Source organism: Paenibacillus sp. PCH8, assembly GCF_002968835.1.
Classification (GTDB): domain Bacteria; phylum Bacillota; class Bacilli; order Paenibacillales; family Paenibacillaceae; genus Paenibacillus.
Window position 1 is genome coordinate 2,524,365 of sequence record NZ_PKQK01000001.1, and the last position, 20,308, is coordinate 2,544,672.

Annotated in this window: 20 protein-coding genes and 1 pseudogene; 13 read left to right on the forward strand and 8 right to left on the reverse strand. The window is 46.1% G+C overall.

The annotated features are described in order from the left end of the window. Positions 1 to 221: 221 nt before the first annotated feature. Entirely contained in the window at positions 222 to 1,193 is a 972-nt protein-coding gene (locus C0Q44_RS10890) for a helix-turn-helix transcriptional regulator (protein WP_105407243.1), read from the forward strand. A gap of 40 nt (positions 1,194 to 1,233) precedes the next feature. Then, positions 1,234 to 1,596 carry an HIRAN domain-containing protein gene (locus tag C0Q44_RS10895; protein WP_105407244.1) on the forward strand — a complete coding sequence of 121 codons (363 nt, stop codon included), beginning with the start codon at positions 1,234 to 1,236 and terminating at the stop codon, positions 1,594 to 1,596. Positions 1,597 to 1,653: 57 nt separating this feature from the next. Here C0Q44_RS10895 and C0Q44_RS10900 read toward each other — a convergent pair whose 3' ends face one another. Next, positions 1,654 to 2,757 (reverse strand): glycosyltransferase family 4 protein, encoded by a 1,104-nt coding sequence (locus C0Q44_RS10900; protein ID WP_105407245.1) that lies wholly within the window; start codon positions 2,755 to 2,757, stop codon positions 1,654 to 1,656. Between the two features lie 216 nt (positions 2,758 to 2,973). On the opposite strand from C0Q44_RS10900, the gene C0Q44_RS10905 reads away from it, so the two are divergent. The 6 genes and pseudogenes from C0Q44_RS10905 (at position 2,974) to msrA (ending at position 8,867) form a co-directional block, all read left to right on the forward strand. After that, positions 2,974 to 3,291: a DUF3817 domain-containing protein gene (locus tag C0Q44_RS10905; RefSeq protein WP_105407246.1), complete on the forward strand. Its 318-nt coding sequence runs from the start codon at positions 2,974 to 2,976 to the stop codon at positions 3,289 to 3,291. A 274-nt stretch (positions 3,292 to 3,565) separates the two neighbouring features. Continuing rightward, the gene (locus C0Q44_RS10910; RefSeq protein ID WP_105407247.1) at positions 3,566 to 4,387 is read left to right on the forward strand and encodes a TerC family protein; all 822 of its coding nucleotides are present in this window, start codon (positions 3,566 to 3,568) and stop codon (positions 4,385 to 4,387) included. Positions 4,388 to 4,889: 502 nt separating this feature from the next. Then, a pseudogene (locus tag C0Q44_RS10915) lies at positions 4,890 to 6,348 on the forward strand (RtcB family protein). Then, positions 6,348 to 7,652: an ATP-binding protein gene (locus tag C0Q44_RS10920; RefSeq protein WP_105407248.1), complete on the forward strand. Its 1,305-nt coding sequence runs from the start codon at positions 6,348 to 6,350 to the stop codon at positions 7,650 to 7,652. The pseudogene C0Q44_RS10915 and the gene C0Q44_RS10920 overlap by 1 nt, the downstream one beginning before the upstream one ends. Positions 7,653 to 7,940: 288 nt before the next feature. Continuing rightward, positions 7,941 to 8,198, forward strand: coding sequence for a GlsB/YeaQ/YmgE family stress response membrane protein (locus C0Q44_RS10925; protein WP_062835823.1), 258 nt, complete (start codon positions 7,941 to 7,943; stop codon positions 8,196 to 8,198). A gap of 153 nt (positions 8,199 to 8,351) precedes the next feature. Next, entirely contained in the window at positions 8,352 to 8,867 is a 516-nt protein-coding gene (gene msrA, locus C0Q44_RS10930; protein ID WP_105407684.1) for a peptide-methionine (S)-S-oxide reductase MsrA, read from the forward strand. 123 nt (positions 8,868 to 8,990) lie between these two features. Here the strand turns inward: msrA and C0Q44_RS10935 are convergent, their stop codons facing one another. Further along, a complete protein-coding gene (locus C0Q44_RS10935; RefSeq protein WP_105407249.1) occupies positions 8,991 to 10,262 on the reverse strand; it encodes a hypothetical protein in 1,272 nt (423 codons plus the stop codon). 258 nt (positions 10,263 to 10,520) lie between these two features. On the opposite strand from C0Q44_RS10935, the gene C0Q44_RS10940 reads away from it, so the two are divergent. Beyond that, on the forward strand, positions 10,521 to 11,117 hold the full coding sequence (locus C0Q44_RS10940) for a restriction endonuclease (RefSeq protein WP_105407250.1): 597 nt from the start codon (positions 10,521 to 10,523) through the stop codon (positions 11,115 to 11,117). A 136-nt stretch (positions 11,118 to 11,253) separates the two neighbouring features. After that, positions 11,254 to 11,478: a hypothetical protein gene (locus C0Q44_RS10945; protein ID WP_105407251.1), complete on the forward strand. Its 225-nt coding sequence runs from the start codon at positions 11,254 to 11,256 to the stop codon at positions 11,476 to 11,478. A gap of 98 nt (positions 11,479 to 11,576) precedes the next feature. Here the strand turns inward: C0Q44_RS10945 and fabV are convergent, their stop codons facing one another. Then, complete coding sequence (fabV, locus tag C0Q44_RS10950) at positions 11,577 to 12,770, reverse strand: enoyl-ACP reductase FabV (RefSeq protein WP_105407685.1); 1,194 nt, start codon at positions 12,768 to 12,770, stop codon at positions 11,577 to 11,579. A gap of 288 nt (positions 12,771 to 13,058) precedes the next feature. On the opposite strand from fabV, the gene C0Q44_RS30875 reads away from it, so the two are divergent. Continuing rightward, on the forward strand, positions 13,059 to 13,724 hold the full coding sequence (locus C0Q44_RS30875; RefSeq protein WP_258166241.1) for a hypothetical protein: 666 nt from the start codon (positions 13,059 to 13,061) through the stop codon (positions 13,722 to 13,724). Positions 13,725 to 13,764: 40 nt separating this feature from the next. Here the strand turns inward: C0Q44_RS30875 and C0Q44_RS10960 are convergent, their stop codons facing one another. Together C0Q44_RS10960 and C0Q44_RS10965 are read right to left on the reverse strand one after the other, a co-directional pair. Then, positions 13,765 to 14,580: a class I SAM-dependent methyltransferase gene (locus C0Q44_RS10960; protein WP_105407252.1), complete on the reverse strand. Its 816-nt coding sequence runs from the start codon at positions 14,578 to 14,580 to the stop codon at positions 13,765 to 13,767. Positions 14,581 to 14,653: 73 nt separating this feature from the next. Continuing rightward, the gene (locus tag C0Q44_RS10965; protein ID WP_308737403.1) at positions 14,654 to 15,595 is read right to left on the reverse strand and encodes a YafY family protein; all 942 of its coding nucleotides are present in this window, start codon (positions 15,593 to 15,595) and stop codon (positions 14,654 to 14,656) included. A gap of 121 nt (positions 15,596 to 15,716) precedes the next feature. Here C0Q44_RS10965 and C0Q44_RS10970 point away from each other — a divergent pair, with 121 nt between their 5' ends. Then, positions 15,717 to 17,150: a glycoside hydrolase family 1 protein gene (locus C0Q44_RS10970; RefSeq protein ID WP_105407254.1), complete on the forward strand. Its 1,434-nt coding sequence runs from the start codon at positions 15,717 to 15,719 to the stop codon at positions 17,148 to 17,150. Between the two features lie 158 nt (positions 17,151 to 17,308). Here C0Q44_RS10970 and C0Q44_RS10975 read toward each other — a convergent pair whose 3' ends face one another. Then, complete coding sequence (locus tag C0Q44_RS10975; RefSeq protein ID WP_105407255.1) at positions 17,309 to 17,974, reverse strand: phosphatase PAP2 family protein; 666 nt, start codon at positions 17,972 to 17,974, stop codon at positions 17,309 to 17,311. A gap of 166 nt (positions 17,975 to 18,140) precedes the next feature. Here C0Q44_RS10975 and C0Q44_RS10980 point away from each other — a divergent pair, with 166 nt between their 5' ends. Then, positions 18,141 to 18,710 (forward strand): hypothetical protein, encoded by a 570-nt coding sequence (locus C0Q44_RS10980; RefSeq protein WP_105407256.1) that lies wholly within the window; start codon positions 18,141 to 18,143, stop codon positions 18,708 to 18,710. 178 nt (positions 18,711 to 18,888) lie between these two features. Here the strand turns inward: C0Q44_RS10980 and C0Q44_RS10985 are convergent, their stop codons facing one another. Beyond that, the gene (locus C0Q44_RS10985; protein ID WP_105407257.1) at positions 18,889 to 19,665 is read right to left on the reverse strand and encodes an AraC family transcriptional regulator; all 777 of its coding nucleotides are present in this window, start codon (positions 19,663 to 19,665) and stop codon (positions 18,889 to 18,891) included. A gap of 19 nt (positions 19,666 to 19,684) precedes the next feature. Then, on the reverse strand, positions 19,685 to 20,266 hold the full coding sequence (locus C0Q44_RS10990) for a LysE family translocator (protein WP_105407258.1): 582 nt from the start codon (positions 20,264 to 20,266) through the stop codon (positions 19,685 to 19,687). Positions 20,267 to 20,308 lie beyond the last annotated feature (42 nt).

The window sequence follows — 20,308 nt, forward strand, 5'->3', positions numbered from 1 at the left end:
ATTTTGGAATTTTGTATAGGCTTTCAGGCATAGAAAAATGGACTTTGAGGTAAATATTTTACGCAAGCAAGTAAGAGAATGTATATTAAAGGAGAGGAAAAGTGCAATTGAACTATACATAAACGGTGAAATTGCGAAAATGATATTGGGACTAAAGATTTAGTTATGTACTAAAGGAACTAGTTTTCCTTGCCGATAAAGTATCGAAGGGGAGAAACTACATGACAGAGAAATTAATTCGTCTGCTCCGTATACTTCAGGCTATACAAGCAATTCCCGGAATTTCCGCCAAGGAGTTGGCACTGAAATGCGGTACGACTGTACGCACGATTTATCGCGATCTCCGGATTTTGGACAGGGTTGCCCCTATTATGAATGAAGGATACGGTAAAGGTTACCGATTTATTGGTGAGTTTGCATTGTATCCCTTGGATTTTACTGAACAGGAAGCGATGATCTTCTGCATGCTTCCAGCCGTTGTCGATATTTCGAAGTTACCAGCTGAATTTGATTCAGCTTTTGACAAGGTCATGTCGGCTCTTACCAAAATAAAATCAAGAAATAGTGAGATTGTAGAAAATATTGCGGGAATTATTCGGATGGGCACTCCAGCTTATCGTGAAGAGGGAAAGGACCCCAATTTGCTCATTCCCATTATTGAAGCTATTTTAAGTCGGCAAACGATACGCACGCATTATCATACGCTTACGGGAAATGAGATTACGGTTGGGGATATTGATCCCTATTATCTCATTCCGCGTGACCAACGTTTTTATTTAATTGGATACTGTCACTTGCAGCAAAAAGTTCGATTGTTTCGAATTAGCCGTTTCTTAGATGTGGTAAGAACGGTTAATGAATTCGACAAGAGTGATTTCAACATAACGCAATATATGAAGAATACATGGTCCATTGATCGTGGTGACGAACATATTCATTTCAAGGTGAGGTTCTCTGAGAAAGTGGCACCCTACATAAAAGAAGAAGAGATGTTTGTACGCCCGCGAATGACGGATATGGTAGATGGTGGATTGTTATTTGAAGTGACACTGAATAGCAGCCGGGAATTTTTGAAGTGGTTGTATCAATTTGGCCCCGAGGCGGAGGTTCTTGAACCTCCTGAGTTTCGTAGAGAGATTCGCAATCAACTTGTCGAGTGGTTGAATCACTATGGGGAAGATAAAGCTTTGTAAAATCTATCATGGAGAAAATCCAGAAAAAGGAGCAGGTAATATGAGTACCAAATTATTCGCGGCAATGTATGGGATGGATGATTACCAGGGCGTACAGGCATTACATGTGGGGGATACCCTGTATCTGGTCAAAGATCCGGATAATCGCTTGGATCACCATGCCATTAAGGTTGTCATTCCCCCGATTGGAGCGGTAGGTTATATTGTCAATGATTCTACATTGGTTCCCCATGGATGTTGGACTGGAGCGGGATTCTATGATGCCTTTCACCAACTAACTTGTGCTAAGGTGCGGTTCACGATGAGGGACATGGTCATTATGGAATTAATTGAGATGAGTCATATTCCCGTTCCTCAGATGGATTCTTTTATCACCGGGTGGCAATCTCGCGAAAATGCTTAAATCACCTCAATAATTCACTTGTGTGACACAAGATTATGAACTGAAACAGAAGAAGGCTCATTCACGGATGAGCCTGGTATAGATGGATTCCAGATGCAGGGCTGTCCTGGCCCAACTGAATTGTGCAACTGCGCTGGCTCGGCCAGCCTCTCCTAGCGCCTGGGCAGAAGTGGGACTGTTCGCAAGTTTGTGCAGGCAGGAGGTGAAACTTCGGGGATGCCTGTAATTGGTTACGAGGTAACCATTCGTACCTGATTGAATGATTTCACGAATGCCACCATTATCGGAAGCAATGACGGGTAATCCTGAAGCCATCGCCTCAACATTAACCAGCCCAAAGGCCTCATGCTTCTGGGATGGACAGACAAGAAAGTCCACTGCCCGGTACAATTGATCGATATGCTCATGGTTGATCTGACCACGAAAGGATACATGCACTTTTTGTTTTAGGGCCAGATCGCGGAGTCTGCGCACGTAACGCGGAGGTCCTTTCCCTGCCACGACCAGCTGCACTGACATCTGTCGCTGAAGGAGGGACATCGCCCGAATCAATATATCTACACCTTTGCCCGGAATAAGTCTGCCAACATACAGGATGGATAATGGTTTAGTTACTCCATATTGTTTGCGCAAGCGAAGCCGTTCTTCACTGGACTCAGCAGGCTTGAAGCGGGTTAAATCTGCCCCGAGTGGAACAACACTCATCTGGCGCTGCACAAGCGGGAATCTGCGGCCGAGCCTTTGTCTCAGGGAATGACTGTTGACAGCAATCCAATCCGCTTTTCTCATCAGTGCCAGTCTCGAAGGTCCGGGCTGGGCGAAGGTTAACGAATGAAGATAGAGTACGATCGGTATATTGGGAAATGCTCTTTTGATGGTAGCCATGCTGTGTGGCCTGTTATCCACTTGAATCACATCGTAAGTATGCCTGGATAGCAAACGTATTGCTGCTTTGGTGTACCCGACAGAACCCGGTGCAGGTACACGTTGAATCGTGATACCGTCCAACTGTTCAGTAGCGGGGAGACCTTGTATTTCACGACTTATGATGGTCACTTGATGACGAAGGGCAAGTTCACGAGCGATACCCAGAATGCATATTTCCACTGAACCGTTTCCTGGCAAAGGCAACTTCTCTGGTGCAACCATAGCTATTTTCATTAACAGGCTCCTCCTTGTCCGACATCTGTAACAAACTTCGTCATATATTCTATGAGAACGAGAAGAGTTTGGCTCCTGCGAACAGGCAGTTGAACCACCCATATGAGCGTGCAGGAATAATCTGCTGTGTGCATGGAGGCGGATAATCCTGGCTTTTGTGATATACTGTATCGGATATATTGAACGGGATACATGTATAGAAACAGGAGGAAGATGATGTTACATTCGATGCTGGGACGTTTCCGGCTGATGCTGTGGCTGCAGGGTATTTCATACTTGTTGCTGTTGTTCGTTGCTTTCCCACTCCGAGATGCAGGCATCATGCCGCAGGCTGTCACATGGTTTGGGAATTTGTACGGTTTTTTGTTTCTGATGTACTTGTTATTTATGGTGAGTCTGTACACGACACAGAAGTGGCGTCTGCGCCGACCCATTGCTTTATTTTTCGTTTCTTTCATTCCGCTGGGAAACATGATCTATGATTTTGTCGTTTTTCGCAAGTTATATCGTAATAACTCGAATAATAATGCTTGACTTTATTTAACGTTATGAAATATGATGGGTACAGGTTATTCAACCCGTTCCAACTAAAACTACATATTCCTGTTAAAGGGGAGTAGCTTTTACAGTAAAGTCGTCAGTTCGGGAGACAATCCCCGGCTTTATTGGCAGCATTTTTGTTGTTAGCGAGACCTTTACCAAGTTTTTACGCTCGGTAAAGGTCTCTTTTTGTGGATATAAAAGGACCTTACCAGCGATGGTAAAGGTCCTTTTTTTTGTACATCATAAGGATATTAAGGAGGAGTCAATGTTGGATGCTTCATTATTATTGGAATATGGGTGGGTACTGGCTGTCTTAGTAGTTCTGGAAGGATTACTTGCAGCAGATAATGCATTGGTACTCGCAATCATGGTTAAACACTTGCCTGAAGAAAAACGCAAAAAAGCGTTGTTCTATGGTTTGATGGGTGCATTTGTATTCCGTTTAGGTTCGTTGTTCCTAATCTCTTTCCTGGTCGATGTATGGCAAGTACAAGCGATTGGTGCACTGTATCTCCTGTACATTTCCATTAACCACATCGTTAAAAAGATACTGGGTAGTCGAAATAAAACAGATGAAGCAGCAGATTCCAATCCTAAGAAACCGAAAAAACAATCCGGTTTCTGGATGACCGTTTTCAAAGTTGAAGTAGCGGATATCGCATTTGCAGTAGATTCCATTCTTGCAGCAGTTGCCTTGGCTGTAGCGTTGCCCCCAAGTGGATTGCCTCCAATTGGAGGACTTGATGGTGGACAGTTTATCGTCATCTTCCTCGGCGGATTCATTGGACTCGTCATCATGCGTTTTGCGGCTTCGTACTTCGTGAGATTGCTTCATTCCCGTCCAGGGCTTGAAGTTGCGGCTTTTGTCATCGTAGGTTGGGTAGGGGTTAAGTTGTCCGTTATTACACTTGCCCACCCTTCGCTGGGTGTTCTGGATGAGCATTTCCCGGAAAATAAAATTTGGAAATTCGGATTCTATATTGTCCTGATCTCCATAGCATTATGCGGTTGGTTCCTGTCTTCCAAAGTTCCTGAAAAAGAAGACGAGAATCCCGTTGAAGAGTTGGAAAAACAAGCAGGAATTTAATAATCATGTTACGCTAACAACATCGTTATTATCTCGGAAACAGGAGGCCGTCCCAGGACAGCCTCCTGTTTCTGTTTACATATCTGGTAAGCCCCGTGATCCAATTTCCAAGAAAAGGGTTGACACATGAAATCCCGTCCCCTTAATATAATACTTAACATTTATGAAGGGAGGCCGAAGGACATGACGCTTGGTTATGATTTGAATCAAACACAACGCTGCGTAGACACAACTGCATATCCGGCTCATCGTCTCATTGGCCTCATACGGTCGACATAGGAGATAGGCATATCGTTTAGAAGGTGTATAACCGATATGCGTTCTTCGCAATATAGCGATGGATTACAGATATAAGGCATGTTCATGCTGCTCTGTCCTCCATTATTGTCATACAGTAGAAGTCATGGGCGATCAGTCCGTGGCTTTTTTATGTTCTATTTAACCCAGACAAGAATCAGCAAACCGAATTTGCTGAACGTACAGGAAGGAATAATACAACGTTATGAATACAAAATTTAATTTAATTACCAATCAGGACGAAATCGCAGGTAGCTACCGACATGAAGTGAAATTACCTGCTGGAGACCTCACCGTATATGCGGCACAACAACTCTTCTCCTCGCTGGATTACAAGGTGTTTGAGATGGCGAATAATAATCTCCAGATCCCAGGAATCTCTTATATGAGCTACACACCTGACGTGCATGTTGGTGTGGGTACCTGTATTGGAACGACAGCGGTGTGGGATGCGCAGAGCGGATACGTATCTCCCTCCATTGTGGGCAGCGATATTGGCTGTGGCATGCGGGTACAGATGACGAACCTGCATAAGGATGATCTGAAAGATGTCAAACTCCGCCGTAAACTCGTAAAAGCGATCGAGAAAGTATTGCCGATGGAGGCTAATCAGCGAGGTCATTACTCGGATATCCGGTTGGAACATATCGTTCGCAAAGGGCTGCACGGTTTACCCAAAAAGTATATTCCGGACAGTTATACACCCAAAAAATCAACCTCGATGACTCATGTGGAAAGCAGCAAGTTCAGTTATGATGAGAATGTGTTAAACCACGTTCCCGACATGACATCGTTCGCATCGTCAGCTCGGGACATTGGGCGGTGGCAATCATTTTGCTGAGATACAGGCAATTGAGATCGCCGAAGAAAATCGGGAAATCGCAGAAGCTTGGGGGATGTACGATGGGCAGATCGTGGTCATGATCCATTCCGGTTCCCGTGCATGGGGAGGGTATGTTAGCCAGACGAGTTCGTCAGCGATTGCCAAAGAGATGCAGCGTCTTAATCTCGGTACTTCCGATCCGAGACTGGTATTTGCTCCGCTGGAGCACACGGAAGGTCGTCATTATGTGAACATGATGTATTCAGCATTGAATTACGCTGTTGTCAATCGGCACCTGATTGCGTATGCTATTCGCGAAGCTTTCCGGGATGTGTTTGGCTCCAAATGTGAATTCCGTACGTTATACGACTTGATGCATAATTATGCCTGGGAGGAATCCCATGCCGACCGAGGTTCTGTTTTTGTACATCGTAAAGGTGCGACACGTGCATTGCCGGCAGGTCACCCGGACAACCCCAAGCCTTACCTGGCAACAGGACATCCGGCGCTTATTCCCGGTTCCATGGGAACTGCGTCATATATCATGGTGGGTCAACCACAAGGTGCAGATAATTACTATTCCATATGTCACGGTGCCGGTCGTATACGTTCACGGACAGCAACGAAGCGATTGATTACTGTGGAGGATTTTGCTTTTGCATTGGGCGTGGGCACAGAAGATGAGATCGTTGTAAACCAACGCTCACTTGAATCCATTATTGATGAATCACCCCAGGCGTACAAAAATGTGGATGAAATTATAGATAGTGTTACCGGCGCAGGCCTGGCTCAAGTTGTAGCCAAATGCAAACCGCTTGCTGCAGTGAAGGGAGCGAAATAATGATATTAAACGAGAAACCAGCAAATCCAGCCCAGGCCATCTACACCTATGACGAACAACATGATTCCGTATTTCGGGTTGAGGGGTACGCCATCTATTCAAGGCTAATCCGTGGAATCATAGAAGCGCTCAATCAGCGCTACGGGGTCCAATACAAGCTTTATGCCAGTTCTGACCCGAACAATGAATATTGGGAGTTGCTCCGGGAAGACCTTCAGAACGGAAGTGCTGAAGTGGAATTGGTTGCTCGCATATTTGAAGATCTTGAACTTCAGACTTTGCATTACGACGATGATGGAGATGTACCTGCATATGGTGTGCATTACTCCATCCGCAACAATGTTTTTGCCTATCCGAAGTGGGGCGTAGCGCTCGTGCGGGTTCCGTTTTTCCGGGATAACGGGATTTATAATGAAGACTTTGTTTTTGCTATTGGCGATGAGGAGATGAAGCAGTTTCTGGGAGGTGTCCGGGAACGGGAACGTCAGCAAAACATGAAAAAAGTGACGGTATACACCGATTCCCGGAATGGCAGCGACCGTCATGTTGAATCGATCACTCGCTCTGTGGGAAGAGAGGATGTTGTTCTCTCGGCACAAATCAAACAGGATATTTTTCGTTCGCTGGATCAATTCTTCGAAGCGGATCGTTCCTTCTATCGAGATTACGACATTCCGTACAAGCGGGGTATTCTGTTGTATGGGCATCCGGGAAACGGCAAGACCACATTGGTGAAATCCATTGCTGGAAGTATTCCGGGACCTGCTGCGTACTGGCAGATTACGGAGTATACCAACAGTGAATCGGTGCGTGAAGTGTTTGAGGCTGCCAAGCGGCTGGCACCGATGGTGTTGATTATTGAGGACATCGATTCGATGCCGGATGAAGTTCGTTCCTTTTTCCTGAATACACTGGATGGAGCAACTTCGAAAGAAGGTATTTTCCTGATCGGGACCACGAATTATCCGGAGAAAATAGATCCAGGCCTCATGAACCGTGCGGGGCGGTTCGACCGAGCTTATGAAATTCCATTGCCAGATGAAGCGCTGCGCCTGCAATATTTGCGGCAACGAGGCTTTGCCGTATTCGCAGGTGAAGAAGGCGCGATAGAGGCAGCTCGTCTGACCGACACGTTCTCTCTTGCACAGCTGGGTGAGTTGTATGTCAGTGCGGCGCTGGAATGGCATCAGAATGGTCAGACAGACATTGTGGAAGTCATTCAGTCGATGCGTGGCGAGCTGGATAAGAGTCATAAGCACACCTGGCTGGCGCAGCCAGGTAAGGGCCGGGCGGGATTTTATTAATAATCACATCCAACGGGCCCATAATAATTCTACCTCAATTGGTGATACTAACCTTGTCTGCTCCAACATACAATGACTTTCGGGAGGTACATAACGCAGCCCTGAGCTGGTGGGATGCCGGAAAGTTGCGCGATCTGTTTCCAAACTGGCTTTAGGCCTGTTTTACAGAGAAGGATGCATAGGGACAAACGGTAATATGCAAAAATTTTTATGCCAATTGTTTAAATGCTTCTGTAGCGGTTAATAGTAGACAGACGACAACAAAAACTTTAATTAGAGGTGAATGATATGGGTTGGTTATGGTCATTAATTATTGGTGGTATCATTGGTTGGTTGGCAGGTTTGATCGTTGGTCGTGACATCCCGGGTGGTGTCATTGGTAACATTATTGCGGGTTTCATCGGTGGATGGTTAGGTGGAGTAATCTTGGGAGATATGGGTCCTGAGATGGGCGGATTCCACATTGTACCTGCACTGATTGGTGCGATTGTACTTGTAGCCATCGTAAGCTTGATCTTCCGTTCGATGGGTCGTAGTCGCGGGTAACTCATTTCAAGAGAGCACGACATCTTGAATGATACAGTTAACGCCGAGCGTTGCTGATGAAGAGGTTGATTGAGAGCCATGAATGTGGCTTTCAATCAACCTCTTGTTGTTTTAAAATGGATGTACACATGCGTAAAAGAAGGGATGAATGGAATGGAAAAAGCTACATTTGCCGGCGGATGTTTCTGGTGTATGGTTACCCCTTTTGAAGAGCAACCGGGCATTCATGGTATTGTATCTGGCTATACTGGCGGTCATGTTGAGAATCCAACCTATGAGCAGGTTAAGACCGGAGAGACCGGTCATGCCGAAGTAGTTGAGATTACATTTGATCCGAAAGTATTCCCCTATGAACGACTGCTGGAGCTATATTGGCCCCAGATTGATCCGACGGACGAAGGAGGCCAGTTCCAAGATCGTGGCACTCAATACCGTACCGGTATCTTTGTACACAATGAGCGTCAGCGTGAGCTTGCTGAACAGTCCAGAGAAGAACTGGCAGCCAGCGGACGATTCGTTCAGCCCATTGTTACAGAAATTCGTGATGCAGCGGTATTCTATCCGGCTGAAGCTTATCACCAGGATTATCACAAGAAAAACGAGAAACATTACAAGGAAGACCGAGCATTATCAGGGCGGGACGAATTTATCGGCGAGCATTGGAAATAGTAAATGGATATTCAGGCCATGTGAAAAGCCGGAAAGTTCCATCAGGAACTCTCCGGCTTTTTGGGTCAGATTATGGAGTATGACTCATGGGTATGCCCATATAGAGCCAGCTAGACTCATCTGTTATTTTGCCGCACTGGACTTGAGCACATATTTGGATAAAGTCTCCTCGTTGATCGAATAGATCACATCATTCATATAGGTGGAGACACTTTCCAATGAAGGAACGGAAGCACTGGTAGTGTAGACGTGTACGTCTTCCAGTGTCTGTGGATCAAGAATGTATCCCGTTTTGGCAAAATCAAGCTGGTATTGACCATCCTGAGTCTGGTCGGTACGCATAAATGCAGGCTGTGTGTCTTTGAACATACGCTCGGTCACTTTGCCTTTCATCGTGTACAGTTCCAGCTTCTGCCCTGTAAAGACGGTATAGCCGTTGCCAGCTGTCTGAATGTAGGCATCACCAGCAATGGCACGTCCCCAAGCGAGCTTGCCATCGATGCCAAAGCCCATCAGCCGATTACCTGTGTTCTCAAAATTGGCACGCATGATGATGGAACCATCGTCCAGAATGGCCAGTGATTCACCGCCGCCATCTCCCAGTGTGTTCGCATTGGCCGGGAATGGATAGAAGGACAGCCGATTCAACGTACGATCATAGATTTCCAATTTGGGATTGGCTGCTTGCTGCCAGAAGTTGCCGACCTTCGTTTGTCTGCTGGCATCCACTACAATACGGTCATGGCCTGCTTTCAGCACGTTACCGTTGATTGTTTTTTGGGTGATCAGCTTCCCCTTGTTGTCAACCACTGAAATGGCTGAACGAACGGACCCGTTAGATTGCACACCCTGACTTGAAGCGATCAACAACGTATCGTTATCCAGAAGGGAAATGCTTGAAGGTGAATTCACCGTTTTGATCCAGTTGGTCTTGCCGGATGTATTGAATGAGTACACTTTCTTGGTTTTGTCCGAATATTCCATATAGACATATGCTGTGCCGTTGCTGGTATATACCGAATCAGAGTAGGTTGTATAAGGACCGCTTTTCTCATGGAATATCGTATTCCACTTCAATTGTCCAGTTGTAGCATCCAGCGCCTGAAGCGAGTCCAGTTGCCAGTCCAGCGTTGTTTTGCTGCTTGTTTTGGTTACAGGCTGGGATGCGTGCACATATACGAGATTTTTGGAAGGCACAGCATGGATTTCCTTGATCAGGACATCTTTTTCCGTATTAACCTCAGACAGCATCAGGGAAGATGACGTCCACGCCGGTCTGGGCATGGGTTCGGTTGAGGAAGCAGCGTAACTTGTTGTATTCATGGTGAAGAGGAGCATGCCGCCAAGAATGAGGGCAGCCCATGTTTTGGACTTGTGTTTGTTTAATGTATGCAATGGATAAACCACCTTTCTTCGATTCAAAATAGAACCGATTGTTGAATTTTACCATTGAAGGCGAGTGGGATTCAACCGAGTACACTGTAACCTTTGATCATTTGTATAATGAATCATCTTTGTTTGGAGAAGTGTAACGGTTACAGGGATTTCATCTTCTTTCGATGAGGAGGGAAGTTTGATATATGAAGTGCGGTGACAAGGAATATCTGCGTCATACGTGGGATAGATCATAGGAATTGAACAAGGAGCACAGCTATGAACTGGAGTGAAAACGTGGCCCCGTGGGTCATTGGATGTATCGTTTTATTCGTACTGATAGTCTGGATTATTCGAGGTGTTATTGGGCGCGGACAGCGGATACGTAGCGAAGCGAACCCACGGAAGATTACGATTAAGGATATCGACAAAATGGAGGATGGTTCCGAATTCGAATTATATCTCTACCATTTATTCGAACAACTCGGGTATGACGAGGTTCATAAAACGACGAGTAGCCGCGATTTTGGGGCAGATCTTGTATTTGTCGATAGATTGGGTAGACGAAGTGTGATACAAGCGAAGCGATATGGCGCGAACCATCCTGTCGGATTAAGTGCTGTGCAGGAGATCTATACATCGATGCGTTATTATGAAGCGGACCGCTCAATCGTTCTGACATCAGCCCGTTACACTGAAGCTTGCCGAACGCTTGCAGCGGTTAATGGTGTGAAACTGTTGGATCGGGAAGACCTGATGGAGTTAATTGTGTTATTCAAGTCCAGAAGACTGGAAGAAGCACTGGAATTAATTGAGGAAGATGATGAAGAACCGATCGAGACGTGGCAGTCCCGGCGAAAGAGGCAATCTCGCTAGGTTGCAGCCAGCGTTACCAGACGTAACATAGCTTTTGTATGTTGTATATATTTATTCCAGAAAGGTTCACCTTCACTTGTGTAGCTGCACATGATATATTGAGTGCATATTATACCAAAGGAGTGTGTAACCCGTTATGGCACGTACACAAACACAAAAAGCATTACGCAAAGCAGAACGGTCGAACCAATGGTGCTCGGAACAGAGCCGGAGAGGCAACAGAGATTATGGTGCATTATCCCAACATGTACGTCTCATGCCTACGAAGCAGGAAAAATTGCAAAAGGTCAAACACAAGAAGCAGATCATCCAGGATGGTGGTGCTTCTTTTTATTTTGTCCTACGTTTGAAAATACAGTGATGAATTGTACATATTAAATATCTTAATTTGTTTAAAATAATAAAAAAAGGAAGAGCTAGAAAGCTCATCCTCAATCAATCCTATTTCATAATAGAATGTTAATTCACCAAATGCAGCACTTCAACGTTCGGATCAATGTCTGCTTCATAATCCACACCATCGGTTTCAAAACCAAACAATTGGAAGAACTCGCGACGATAACCTTCCAGATCGGACAAGTCGTAGATGTTGTCTGAAGTCAACTCATTCCAGAGCTTCGCCACTTCTTCCTGAACGTCGGCTCTCATCTCCCAATCGTCAATGCGAATACGTCCTTGCTCGTCTGTCGGAACTTCTCCACCTGCATACAGCCGATCCGCAAACAGACGCTGCAATTGCTCGATACATCCTTCATGCAGCCCTTTTTCCTTCATGACTTTGTACAGGGCAGAAATATACAGGGGTACTACTGGAATCGCAGAGCTGGACTGGGTTACGAGAGCTTTCGCTACAGTAACATATGCACGACCACCCGTTGCACTCAGACGATCATTCAGCTTGTGTGCAGTCGCTTCCAGATGATCTTTGGCCTGACCGATGGTACCTTCGCGATAGATCGCTTGAGTAAGTTCAGGGCCGATGTAGGAGAAAGCAATGGTTGTTGCATCATCAGCGAGAACGCCACCTTGTTGCAGAGCATCCATCCATAGTTCCCAATCCTCGCCACCCATAACAGTTACCGTCTGGCGGATTTCCTCATCGATGGCCGACTCAAGCGTAACGGAAGTGATTTCCCCTGTGTGGAAGTTTACTGTTTTGTTTGTGTAGGATTGGCCGATCGGCTTCAACACAGAGTTGTACACTTCACCGGTGTTCGGATCAATACGTCGTGCGGATGCAACGCTGTAGACCACCAGATCTACCTGACCGAGTTCACTGCGAATCAGTTCCACGGCCTTATCTCTTGTTTCGTTTGCAAATGCGTCACCCGTAATGCTGTACGATTTCAGGCCGGCTTCTTCAGCAGCCTTCTCGAATGCGGCCGAATTGTACCAACCCGCTGAAGCTGTGCGTTTGTCTGTGGAACTGCTCGAACGGTAAATGCCGATCGTATTCGCTCCTGCCCCAAAGGCAGATACAACGCGTGAAGCCAGTCCGTATCCGGTGGAAGCACCGATAACGAGCACATTCCGTGGTCCTCTTAGCTCCGGCTGAGATTTAACATAATCAATCTGTTCCTGTACTTGTGCGGCACAACCTACAGGATGGGAAGTGGTACAAATAAAACCACGTGTTCTTGGTTTAATAATCATATAGTTGCATCCTTTCATGTTCAGTTCATGGTACAGCATTATTGTATTCTTCGTGTACAACCTCCTTATTGTAAAACAATTACCTCCGAAACGGAAACCGTTTCGGTTGTTTTGGCTGGAAGGGTGGTGTTCCATCTTCAATTTTCCGATGATGTGGATAGAATATATTCGCTCATGTATATAGAAAGAACAGGGATACCATGCTGAAGGAACGGATTGAATTTTTGAGCAAAAGAAAGCAAATCTCCCGCAAAGACCTCGTGGAGGGTCTCGGTTGTTTTTGAACAATTGTCCGTCCCTGCTTCGGCAATATCGGAAGAGACGGTGCATTCGCTGCCAGATCGGGATGATACGCTTACAGTTGAGCTGACTACAGCTTTGATGAAGGCCGTCTATTACCAGCAATTGAACGATGCAACGGCCCATGAGTATATACATACGTCCTACCTTCATTTTTACCTGGAGAAATACGGACGTCCAGATGATGTTGACCTGCCGGAACCGTTGGCTAAGGCGCTCTTGTATTATAAAGTGCAATATTATCGTTCCAAACTTGCCTTTGTGGACGTACTGACTCACGCAACCAGACTTAGTGAACTGTCCTTCTCTGGAAGTGAATTCTGGTTATCGGTCCAAAATATTAAAATGGAAGCCTATATTCAGGTTAGACAATACGAAGAGGCGAAGCAGGCACAACTGGCGACGAGTGGTTCTCTGCCTTTAACAGCTACGGCTACGGTGATTACCATCACCGATACAGGTAAACTAATTAATTTTGATCCGATTGTTGTGCTGGTTCTTGAGGTGACAGAGACGAACGGCACCCCGTATCAACGAACGCTGGAGACACTGGTATCCAAGATGCAGATTCCACGAGTGGGGGATCGGGTGGGATTGGGCCAGAATCCAGCGAATCCGTCCGAGCTGATCTATATGGGACTGTTGTCCGGCTAGAAATGCTGGGGTTACGAGAGGTGCAAGCCACGTAGTGCTTTCAGACAATACCAAGGCGCATTCGATAAGAAAAGAGTACTGTTCTAGATTGTCCGTCAAATACACGAGTAGCCAAAGCCCTAAAATCGTCGGCAGCTGTTAATAGATCATCTGCTCCGAGCTTCAACGCCGTTTGCAGGCCACCTTGGCTCAGGGCGAGATTGACGTATCGATCAGCCGTGAATGTCTCGTGGTGATGAAACACGATTTCCCGAACATATCGGAACAGCCCGGACTGCTGAATTTGCTGCAGATGCCCATCCTTGCTCCATTTGTGTGCCTGGTTATTTTGGTGAGCCAGACTAGCTGCTCGATGATCCGCCTCCGTATTCAGCTCCATGTAGGCTTGTTCCAGCTGCCAGTTCAGCATAGGCGGCCAGTCGCAGTCGTAGGCAGCAAATATACCCCCTGTACGCAGTACACGCGCGAACTCGCGAAGTGTAGATTCAGGTTCCATCCAGTGAAACGATTGGGAACATGTCAGCACATCCACACTGCCATCAGGAAGCCCAAGGTCGTGAGACAAACAGGATACAAACCGGATGTTATCCGGCTTGCCCGCAGATTCCCACTTGGACTCAGCTACAGCTCTCATATCATCGCTGGGTTCGAAGCCGATGATGCGTTCTGCCTGATTATGCCAGATCCACGAGGATAAACCGGTACCACAGCCAACATCTGCGACCATACGCGGCCTACTACCAAGATATGTCGTTAGAATATCCACCACTTCAGTGGGAGCAGCAGGTCGATTCTGATCGTATAACGTACCGAAACCTTTGAAACGTTCTACATTGTTGCGTCTAATGTCTTGCATGAGTGTGCCTCCTTCGGTCAGATGTATGACTGAGAGTCAACTGTGGTCAAAAGTTGTATCGGGCTATATTATATCATTCATTGTCGGGTATTTTGTTGATGACATTCTGTAAATGTTCAACAGCCTTTATATGACGCCGGAGCAATTCCTGTCCAACATGAGCCGGTTCAACGACAGTCAATTCCGAACCGAACGACATCAGAAAGGAGTATAGCCATTCGCCTACATTCAATTCAAGGGAGACACGGAGCCTGCCATCAGGCTCTTTTTCAATGAGGGACGGTTCAAAAAAATCATGCACTTTATATGCAATGCTGCTGGAGAACAGGAGTGTCAGAGAGGTCGGGGGAGTGACTATCGCTGATTCAGGTTGGGTTGATCCTTCAGTTATAGGATGATCGTGTTTTCTGGTCAGGAATGTCAGCTGAGTGATTCGTTTCATCTTGAACGTCTCAGATTCTCTCCGGTCAGGATCATCATGAAGATAACCTTTAAAGTACCAGGTGTTGTTTTTGAATATAAGCTTCTGTGGCTGGACGGTTGGAATACTCTTCTCCCCATCCGAGTTAACATAGTGAAACGATATCAGTTGATTCGTTAAAATAGCCTGTTTCACCTGATTGAACAGTTCTCTCTCTTGCAAAGGGATGCTGCCCCATGGCGAGAAATCGAATTCGATCCAATCCAGCTTGTGATCAAACAGGGCGGTCAGCCGTTGTAGCATATGGGCACTGTTGAGGTGGGGAATTGCACTGACACTGTATAGTCCCAACAAAATCTCGTTCTGGTCTTCTTCCGACAGCAGGGACTTGTCCATGACATAGTTGTCCATCAGATGAATGCCGCCATACTTGCCGGTAGTGGTATAGACGGGAATACCCGCAGCGCTCAGCCTGTCGATATCACGATACACCGTACGCACAGAAATCTCGAACAAACGGGCGAGTTCAGGTGCAGTGGCTTTCTTTTTCTCCAATAACAAAAGCAACATTCGAAATAATCGGTTATTTTCCATGCTGTCATTATACCATGACAATAGGTGTCAGGGTATGGATGGTACACTTGGATTATATAACGTTGTACCGAGACAAGAGACTTGCTTGCCGAGGAGTTAACATTAAGAGGAGGAAATGGTCATGACAATGAAAGAAGGATTCTACTGGGGCGGCGCAACGGCTGCCAATCAATTCGAGGGTGGATGGAACCAGGGTGGCAAGGGACCAAGCACATCTGACATGATGACGGGTGGAACCCATACGACTCCGCGCCGGATTACATCTGTGCTGGAAGAGGGTACGTATTACCCGAGCCATGAAGCGGTTGATTTCTATGGACATTACAAAGAGGATATTGCCATGATGGCAGAGATGGGCTTCAAGATGTTCCGTATGTCCATCAACTGGTCCCGGATCTATCCGAACGGTTATGATCTGGAGCCGAATGAAGAAGGATTGAAGTTCTACGATAATGTCTTTGCCGAGTTGAAAAAGCATAATATTGAGCCGCTCGTAACGATCTCCCACTACGAAACACCGTTCGGTCTGACACAGAAGTATAACGGTTGGGCTTCCCGTGAAGTCATTGATTGTTATATCCGTTATTGTACAACCCTGTTCAACCGTTATAAGGATCAGGTCAAATACTGGCTGACGTTCAATGAAATTAACATCCTGACGATGCCAATGGGCGCTTATATGGGTGCAGGTATCCTGTTCGAAGGCAAAGAGACGTTAACGGATGGTATCGATGATCCACAGACTCGCTTCCAGGCGCTGCATCACCAATTCGTGGCCAGTGCCAAAGCCGTGAAATTGGGACATGAGATCAACCCTGATTTCAAAATTGGCTGTATGGTTGCCTTCATGACAACGTATCCAAACACATGTAATCCAGATGACATGCTGCTTGCACAGAAGAAAGACCAACTGTCCAACATGATCTGTGGTGACGTACAGGTGCGTGGAGCTTATCCCGGATTTGCCAAACGGTTCTTCGCCGAAGAAGGCATCCAGATTGAGATGCAACCCGGAGACGAGCAGACCCTGCGTGAAGGCTGCGTAGACTTCTATTCCTTCAGTTATTACATGTCTCTTGTCGAAAGTGCAGACGAGTCTCTTGAGAGAGCAGAAGGCAACTTGCTTGGCGGCATCAAAAATCCATATCTCGAAGCTTCCGACTGGGGCTGGCAGATCGATCCGAAAGGACTGCGTTATACGCTGAATCATCTGTATGATCGTTATCAGATTCCGCTGATGGTTGTTGAGAACGGTCTGGGTGCTGTCGATGTGGTAGAAGCAGACGGTTCCATTCAGGATGACTACCGGATTGATTATCTGAGAGGTCACATTGAGCAGATGAAAGAAGCGGTAGCTGACGGCGTAGATCTCATTGCCTACACGATGTGGGGATGTATCGACTTGGTCAGCGCATCCACTGGAGAGATGAAAAAGCGTTATGGCTTCATTCATGTCAACAAGGACAACGATGGCAACGGGGATCTGAGCAGAACACCGAAGAAGAGCTTCCACTGGTACAAAAAAGTTATTGAAACCAATGGTGAAGAACTATAATTTAGTATAAAAATATACCCGCTTGTCCCTTTGAATAGGACAAGCGGGTTTTTTGGATGGAATTCAGACATAAAAGCGCAGGGTGTGAGAATAGAAGAATCCCCGGTATCCTTAGTTCAGGAATACCGGGGATTTATTATTTCTCGCCTAAAGTGAGCTTACGCCACGCTTCTGGAATGCACTTCGGACAGACGCTCCAAATGCCGCTGATAAAACCATATACATGTGGCGAGCCAGCATCCACTCAAAAAGTATCCGCCAACGACATCACTTGGGTAGTGAACACCGAGATATATACGGCTCAAGCCAATAATCAGGATAAAGACTGCACTGGCAATGACCATAAGCACACGTCCCGTTACCGTCGGCACATGTTTCCAGAGCAGAAAGGCCAGTCCACCATACAGGCTGAACGCTGCCATGGAATGTCCGCTGGGGAAACTGTATCCACTCACTTCGATGATCCGGTTAATGGTAGGTCTGGCACGCTGGAATACCAGCTTGAGCAATGCATTTAACAGGGTTGAACCGGCGAGTACGCAAGCCAGGAAGAGCAGTTCACGTTTGTGTTTTAGGCAAACGTATAACACAATCATGGCAATGATTGTAATGATAACCACGGCCTTTTCACTGCCAATCCAGGTAAACAACTGCATGAATTGTGTCATGCCGGGTGATTCCATGCCCTGAACCCAACCAATCAGCGTATCATCAAACCTGTGAATCTGGTTGTCGCTGATGGACAAGGCGATACTTACAAAAGCGGTAAGACATAACGCTGCAACGAGCAGCGGGAAGGAGAAGTTCTTTTTCCAGTTTGGCATATAATGTGAGTTCCTCCGTGATGCTTGATTTCTTAGGTTACTCATACGAATGACCTAAGCGTCATTCATATTATGCTATAATTTTACAATATATATAGCAACAATAAAAATATGTAACCTGTACACTGATTGTTCAAGCATAGAATGTGAGAGGGGAGCAGGCGGAATGAAACGGTTGATGATGTTCATGTTGGTCTTACTATTGCTTATGTCTGGGTTAGCTCTATTTCCGGGCGGCAAAGTCTATGCGTGCAGTTGTGTTGAAAGTGATGCCAAAGAGAGATTGAAGACCTTCACAACGGTATTTACGGGAGAAGTGGTGAAGAAAGGCCATGCTCAGCAGTCGAAGCATGATGGCTTAATAAGAGAGTATACCTTTGATGTAGATACTGCTTGGAAGGGGATCAATACGAAAAAGATAAAGATCCTGGGGAGTGACGGAGATTCAGGCTCCTGTGGCATTCAATTGGAGAAGAATCAGTCTTATCTGATCTTTGCTTACCAGCATGAAGGTGACCAAAAGCTACATACGAATCTATGCAGTGGTAATGTTGCTGTTGAACAAGCTGTAGACGAGTTAAAGCTACTGGGTACAGGTAAAGTTGTGAGTAAAGAAGATTTTGGGGGAACCAATGGTGAGGGAAATGGATCGATCGATCTCATCGTGTACGGTGGAGTCATTCTAATAGCAGGGCTGGCCATGGTGTGGATGTGGAGAAGAAGGAAAAGGGCCTGATTACAGGTCTAATGAGGGTTCGGTTGAAGAACATAAGTATGTTGACGACGAAAACGAAACCAAAATCCCCATGTAGAGCGTTAAGAACTATTGTTGCTCTGCATGGGGAGTCCAAGGTCTGATTCATAATTGTTCGAATCATAGCCGGATTATTGGGCCGGAGACGATGGAACTGGAACTATTTCAGTTGCAACATGTATTCATAAGCCGTGACGCCGAACACTCGTTTGAAATGCCGATTCAGATGGGTTAGATCGACAAATCCGCAATCCGCAACAGCAGCATAGACGTCTTTCTTCGTTTCGATGGACTGGCGAGCACGTTCCACTTTGCAGTTCAAGAAAAATTGGTAGGGTGATATGCCAGCCTGTGACTTGAATTCACGGATAAACTGAAACTTGGACATGCCAAATTCGGAGCTTAGATTGTCCAGCTTCAACACATCCTCAGTGCTGCAAAACATCATTTCCTTGGCTTTACGGACTACGCTATTCTGAGGTAGCCAAAGCTTGGTATGCATCTCTTTCTGGGCCAGCAGATGAACCAGATCGAAGATCCGTTCGCTGCATTCGGCTTCGTTCTGTCTGAGCTGAACAGCATCGTTCAGCATCAGGATACTCCGTGCAAGCTCGGGGTCATAGACGATGGGACTGGAGAAACGCATCTCCTTTTTGCCAATAATCTCCTCGACCAAATCCGGCTTTAAATACAGCATCACATAGTCAATGCCAGCCTTATCGTAAGAGCTTCCATCATGGGACTGTTCCCGATTGAATAACATGACGCCATTCTTATGCGAAGCCTGATACTGTCCATCCAGATTATATTGTTGAATACCGCGCAGGGTAACGCCTACTGCATACTCTTCGTGGCAATGCTTTTTATATGCAAAATCGGTGAAACTGGCGGATAGTGCCAGCACATCTTCTGATTTTTGGTAGTTAAACCGTTCCATGCAGCACACCTCCCAAACCTTAGATGACTCCGGATACTATAATGGCTGAGTATAACAAAAAAAGAGCCATTAGAATACTGAGTAATTTTTGGTGCCGATTCAGTAGCGATCTGAAAACCGTGCCAAAAACAACCCAACTTGAATACGCCAGAAAGCCAATCAAGGTAATCAGCAACACGAACAAAAGTGAAGATAATGAACTATCATAATAAGGAAGTACATAGCTTGGAATGACGGTAAAGGTAAATAACACCACTTTGGGGTTCACAAACTGCATGATCAGACCGTTCCAAAAGCCGGTAACCTGTTTCGGTGCATTCTCGGTACTACCCATCTTGTAGACCTGATAGGCCAGATACAGCATGTACACACAACCGACAATCTGCATCACTTTCAGAATTCCGGGCATCACTGCGGCAAGCAAATGATTCAAATAAGCGGAGGCAGCAAGCAGCAGACCGAAGGCCAGTGTGGCTCCCCCGACGTAGGGCATCGTTTTTCGCGCGCCAATCTTCTGTGTAGAAGATAGAATGACGATATTGCTGGGCCCGGGTGTGAAGGTAACGACAATGCAGTAGATCAAAAAAAAAGTAATATTCATCTGAAGTCTCCTCTGAAAGTCATCTGGTTTCCTGATCATACG

Coding starts and splice junctions, on each gene's coding strand:
- C0Q44_RS10890 (WP_105407243.1), top strand. CDS start 222: ATGACAGAGAAATTAATTCGTCTGCTCCGTATACTTCAGGCTATACAA.
- C0Q44_RS10895 (WP_105407244.1), top strand. CDS start 1,234: ATGAGTACCAAATTATTCGCGGCAATGTATGGGATGGATGATTACCAG.
- C0Q44_RS10900 (WP_105407245.1), bottom strand. CDS start 2,757: ATGAAAATAGCTATGGTTGCACCAGAGAAGTTGCCTTTGCCAGGAAAC.
- C0Q44_RS10905 (WP_105407246.1), top strand. CDS start 2,974: ATGTTACATTCGATGCTGGGACGTTTCCGGCTGATGCTGTGGCTGCAG.
- C0Q44_RS10910 (WP_105407247.1), top strand. CDS start 3,566: ATGTTGGATGCTTCATTATTATTGGAATATGGGTGGGTACTGGCTGTC.
- C0Q44_RS10920 (WP_105407248.1), top strand. CDS start 6,348: ATGATATTAAACGAGAAACCAGCAAATCCAGCCCAGGCCATCTACACC.
- C0Q44_RS10925 (WP_062835823.1), top strand. CDS start 7,941: ATGGGTTGGTTATGGTCATTAATTATTGGTGGTATCATTGGTTGGTTG.
- msrA (WP_105407684.1), top strand. CDS start 8,352: ATGGAAAAAGCTACATTTGCCGGCGGATGTTTCTGGTGTATGGTTACC.
- C0Q44_RS10940 (WP_105407250.1), top strand. CDS start 10,521: ATGAACTGGAGTGAAAACGTGGCCCCGTGGGTCATTGGATGTATCGTT.
- C0Q44_RS10945 (WP_105407251.1), top strand. CDS start 11,254: ATGGCACGTACACAAACACAAAAAGCATTACGCAAAGCAGAACGGTCG.
- fabV (WP_105407685.1), bottom strand. CDS start 12,770: ATGATTATTAAACCAAGAACACGTGGTTTTATTTGTACCACTTCCCAT.
- C0Q44_RS10960 (WP_105407252.1), bottom strand. CDS start 14,580: ATGCAAGACATTAGACGCAACAATGTAGAACGTTTCAAAGGTTTCGGT.
- C0Q44_RS10965 (WP_308737403.1), bottom strand. CDS start 15,595: ATGGAAAATAACCGATTATTTCGAATGTTGCTTTTGTTATTGGAGAAA.
- C0Q44_RS10970 (WP_105407254.1), top strand. CDS start 15,717: ATGACAATGAAAGAAGGATTCTACTGGGGCGGCGCAACGGCTGCCAAT.
- C0Q44_RS10975 (WP_105407255.1), bottom strand. CDS start 17,974: ATGCCAAACTGGAAAAAGAACTTCTCCTTCCCGCTGCTCGTTGCAGCG.
- C0Q44_RS10980 (WP_105407256.1), top strand. CDS start 18,141: ATGAAACGGTTGATGATGTTCATGTTGGTCTTACTATTGCTTATGTCT.
- C0Q44_RS10985 (WP_105407257.1), bottom strand. CDS start 19,665: ATGGAACGGTTTAACTACCAAAAATCAGAAGATGTGCTGGCACTATCC.
- C0Q44_RS10990 (WP_105407258.1), bottom strand. CDS start 20,266: ATGAATATTACTTTTTTTTTGATCTACTGCATTGTCGTTACCTTCACA.